The following is a 3,887-nucleotide window of genomic DNA, read 5'->3' as shown; positions in this document are numbered from 1 at the left end:
TGGAAACACAAGGACGCTCTAACGCTTTGACTTTGCGCTTTCTTGCTGACGCCAAGTGACCCCACTTGGCTGCAAAATGCGCTGGCTTTCATAAAGGACTTCTTAACGATCACGCTCGCAATTGTGATTGCTCGGTCGAAGCGCCTGTCCCTGCGTGACCCTGTCAGATATGCCGAAGGTAATCGGGCTCATCCGATAGAAGCTCGAAGTCGCGAGGACGAATGCTGGACAAGCTTACCGCAATAGCACTTCACAAGTGGGTTCACGTTACGCTTCTGACGGTGGCCGGCAGTCTCGCATATGTGGTCATCTCGCTGGCCTTGCAATTCCTGATTTTCGGGGGCGCCGACGCCGACACGTTTGGGCGAGACCTGCTGAACGCTTTCATCCTCCCGCTCATGTTTATCGCGCCACTGCTTGCCCTGCTGAGCCTGAAGCTCAACGAGAATTTGTCGCTCAGGCAGAAATACGCTCAGGAACTTGCGCATGATAGCCTCACCTCATGTCTCAATGGACCGCTTTTTTCGGCCGCGATCGACGTCTTCCACCCGGGGACCGGGCCGCGAAAGGGCGCGCTGCTGGTGATAGACATCGACCATATGAGAAGGATCAATGAGCACATAGGGTATAATGCCGGAAATCACGCGCTCAGAGTCATTGCGGAAACAATCCGCGCGTCGGTGCGAGGCGGCGATCTGGTCGGTCGCATCGGCGGTGATGAATTCGGAGTGTACTTGCCCGGCGCCACCCAAGAGAATGCCGAGAAAGTCGCGGAACGCATTCGACATGCCGTAACCGAAGCGCGCTTGGAACCCAGCGGGTCGAATTGGTCTGTGACCGTCAGCGTCGGAGCCGTTCTGTTCGACACAGAGACCACTGTCGACAATCTGCTTGTTGCAGCCGATCACCAGATGCAGGTTGCCAAGGAGAGAGGACGCAATCGCATCGAATACGCTCAGCTTCGGCACGAGGCTTCGTCGTCTCGGCCTTCACTCCATTGACCACTGACGTGGACGAGTCCTTCGCCCGATGCTGGCTTCCTGAGGTTCCGGTGCATCAGATTGCCGAGAACGCTGGCGCGGGCGCTCGCTGATCGAAGAGCCTAGGGAGTTCTTCCGATATGAGAACGAAATAGGAACACGCACCTTGATGAGTCAATTCACATTGCGCTAACCTATGGGGCAGGAGCGACTAACCGCATCTGCTGAATTAGGCAGCACCAGGAGGCGCCGCCGCGAGTCGAGCGCACGTTCGCGGCCGGTGACGCCGACCGCGCAAAGGCCGTGAAGCTGTTGACCGACGCGCTGTCCATCCTCGATAAGGGCGGGAAGAAGTAGCCTTGGGACGGGCTGTGTGTGCAGTTCTACAGTGACAACCTGAATAGGAGACACAATGCCGACAATCGTTGACGACCTACGAGCAATAGCCGCAAACCCTGCCAGCAAGACAAAAGCCGAAGTGGTCGAAATCCTACTTGCTGCAGCCGACCGGATCGAATCGAAACGCATCGCATTGGCAAGAGCGAAGAACGATAGCAAGGACGTAAAGCGAGCCAGCTAAGCTCAACGAGATGCGGTTTAACGGATAGCCTGTGGGGCCTGGGGATGAAACAGCTACTCCTAGCCACTATGGCCATGTTCGCCTTCGCCGGGTGTACGACGGCGCCCGCCGAGTATGCGGCCACACTCTCGACGCAAGACCCAAAATGGAGCTCGCCGGAGTGCGAACAAATCCGCGCGAAGGCATTGAACTACAAGGCTGGAGAAACAATGAGCATACCGGCCAGCCTACTGCTTGGCCCGTATGGGCTTGGGATGGCCCTAGCTGGCAAAGAGCACCAGGAAAAGCAACGAAAGCTCCTCGCCCGCGATATGCATATGCTATGCTCCAGTCTGCCCCTTCCCGCCAAACTGGGCTGAGAACCATGGCCGCCGAGTTCATCTCCGAGTTGATCCGGGCCGCAAATGAGACTGACAGATTGACCGAACAAGAACAGGCTCGGCTGCTCCAACGCGCCGCGTCGACGATCAGGGATTACCGAGAGCTTATCGATTATTCCGAGACGTCTGCGAACGATGTCGGCCAGGGCGACATCGTGTTCGAACTCAACGCAATGGCAAGCGCGATCGATCTGTTTCCAGCCGAGAAGGTGTCGGCAATGCTCACCGAGGCTGTTGAGGTTATAAAGGCGTGCAAGGTGTTGCTCGAAGAAAAGCGAAAACCTTAAGCCTGTGTCTTGGCAATCGTCTTGAGTAGTGCTCAATCAACAATCAGGACGTGGCGCTGCCTGACAAGCAGCAGCCCGCCTCGTGATCGATCGAGCTACCGCCCACCCCCGAAAGAACCGCGGCAAAGCGTGCGCGGCGCTCTTGAGCCTGCAGAACCAGGCTGATAGCATTTCCGCGCGGCGGCAATCTGTCCGCAGGCCGGCGCAACTTTGGAAGACTCAGCCGGGACGCGCCGGCCAAGTTTTGTCGATGGATCGATTCCCATCCTCGCGCGTTTCTCCGCGTCGATTTCTGGGAGAACGTCATGACGCAGCAGCATGACCCACGGCAGTTGGACTTGATCGACTCTTTGAATGCGACCGCCACCGCCGACGATCGTTACACGATAGCTACCCTTGCAGAAAAATATGGCCTGTCAGACGGCCAAGCGCGAACCATGATTTCCATCTACGGGCGGTCACGCTCGAGGCTCGATAAGGTCATGGCCGCACGGCCCTACCCTTGAGGCATGGGCCCTTCATCCCACCGTGTTCAGCTATCCTGCTGGTTGAAATGAGGCCGGCAATGCTAACAATCATGGCCTTGGCCGCAACTGCGAGCCTTTATCTGATCTTTGCGCTTGGCGGACAGACCTGGCGTTCTCTGTGTCGTGGCGCAATGAACGACACCGTCAAGTCCGGGGTCGCGGGACTTATCTTTCTTGCGTGCCTTGTCACCGTCGTCGCAATTGCATGGACAGATAGCGGCAATCGCGACCTCAACAGCATCTATATCGCCGGGAAGCTGCCTCGCTAAGCGATTCGACAACGTCCAACATCGCGCTAATATGGAACCCGCTAAGACGCAGTCGCGTTTTCGTGTGTCGTTATTTGGGAGGAAAAGATCATGGTTGGTCATCCCGACAAGCGGCAATTCGAGATGCTCGATCAGCCGCAAGAACACCGCACGTACGAGGTATCGGAATTGGCGAAGCGGTATGGCTTGTCCCACGGCCAAGCGCTCACGCTCATCACGATCCATGGACCATCGCGCGTGAAGTTGGATGCGATCATGGCCGAGCAGCCCTATCTTTGAGGCATGGGGCTATTCATCCCGCCGTGTATCCCGACGCTGGTCGACAAGCCGCCTGAAGGCGATGCTAGGACGCATTAGATCAAATACGACGGCTACCGGACGCAGATCCTGGTGCCTGATCGCAGAAACGGCCTGCCGAGCTAAGGTTCGACAGGCCGCTCTTACGGCGCCCTCAGACACTGCTGGGAGCCATTATAGGCGCGCGCCCAGTCATAGTGCCACTGCAGCATGATAAATAGAAGGTCGGCCGGCGGGATGGGCTTCGCTCCACTGAGCTCATTACCCACCCATCGGCGCGATGGATCTCCCGAGTTGAAAGGTTGATCCTGCGTCCATTGGGCTCCGCTTGATCAAACGTCGTTGCCGGGCGCAGATCCCGACACATCAATAGCAGGGCGGATAGGGATAATAGCCRCATTGGCCGTAGCCGTAAGGGTATGGCCCGTAGCCGTAGTCGTATGGACGCGCAGCTGCTGCTCCGACGGCGAGGCCCGTCGCCAATCCGGCGCCGGAATACCATGCCCCATGATATTCGGGAGCGTGCCAGTAATTCGCATGATCGACACCGCCAATCCTGTCCGACGC

5 protein-coding genes and 1 pseudogene are annotated in these 3,887 nt (G+C 57.6%); 5 read left to right on the top strand and 1 reads right to left on the bottom strand.

Going from position 1 to position 3,887, the window contains the following annotated elements; translation table 11 throughout:
* Nucleotides 1–221: 221 nt before the first annotated feature.
* The 5 genes from AC1DWF_RS30860 (at nt 222) to AC1DWF_RS30840 (ending at nt 3,302) form a co-directional block, all read left to right on the top strand.
* The gene (locus AC1DWF_RS30860) at nt 222–1,001 is read left to right on the top strand and encodes a GGDEF domain-containing protein (RefSeq protein WP_476786840.1); all 780 of its coding nucleotides are present in this window, start codon (nt 222–224) and stop codon (nt 999–1,001) included.
* A gap of 391 nt (nt 1,002–1,392) precedes the next feature.
* On the top strand, nt 1,393–1,560 hold the full coding sequence (locus tag AC1DWF_RS30855) for a hypothetical protein (RefSeq protein WP_476786839.1): 168 nt from the start codon (nt 1,393–1,395) through the stop codon (nt 1,558–1,560).
* Nucleotides 1,561–1,924: 364 nt separating this feature from the next.
* The gene (locus tag AC1DWF_RS30850) at nt 1,925–2,227 is read left to right on the top strand and encodes a hypothetical protein (RefSeq protein WP_476788631.1); all 303 of its coding nucleotides are present in this window, start codon (nt 1,925–1,927) and stop codon (nt 2,225–2,227) included.
* Between the two features lie 305 nt (nt 2,228–2,532).
* Entirely contained in the window at nt 2,533–2,733 is a 201-nt protein-coding gene (locus AC1DWF_RS30845; RefSeq protein ID WP_476787158.1) for a hypothetical protein, read from the top strand.
* A 380-nt stretch (nt 2,734–3,113) separates the two neighbouring features.
* Nucleotides 3,114–3,302 carry a hypothetical protein gene (locus AC1DWF_RS30840; protein WP_476787159.1) on the top strand — a complete coding sequence of 63 codons (189 nt, stop codon included), beginning with the start codon at nt 3,114–3,116 and terminating at the stop codon, nt 3,300–3,302.
* A 384-nt stretch (nt 3,303–3,686) separates the two neighbouring features.
* On the opposite strand, the pseudogene AC1DWF_RS30835 reads toward AC1DWF_RS30840, so the two are convergent.
* Nucleotides 3,687–3,887: pseudogene (locus AC1DWF_RS30835) on the bottom strand (hypothetical protein); the annotation flags it as partial.

It is taken from the genome of Aminobacter sp. P4_D5, assembly GCF_056401815.1.
This window is presented reverse-complemented; position numbering and strand designations above follow the sequence as displayed.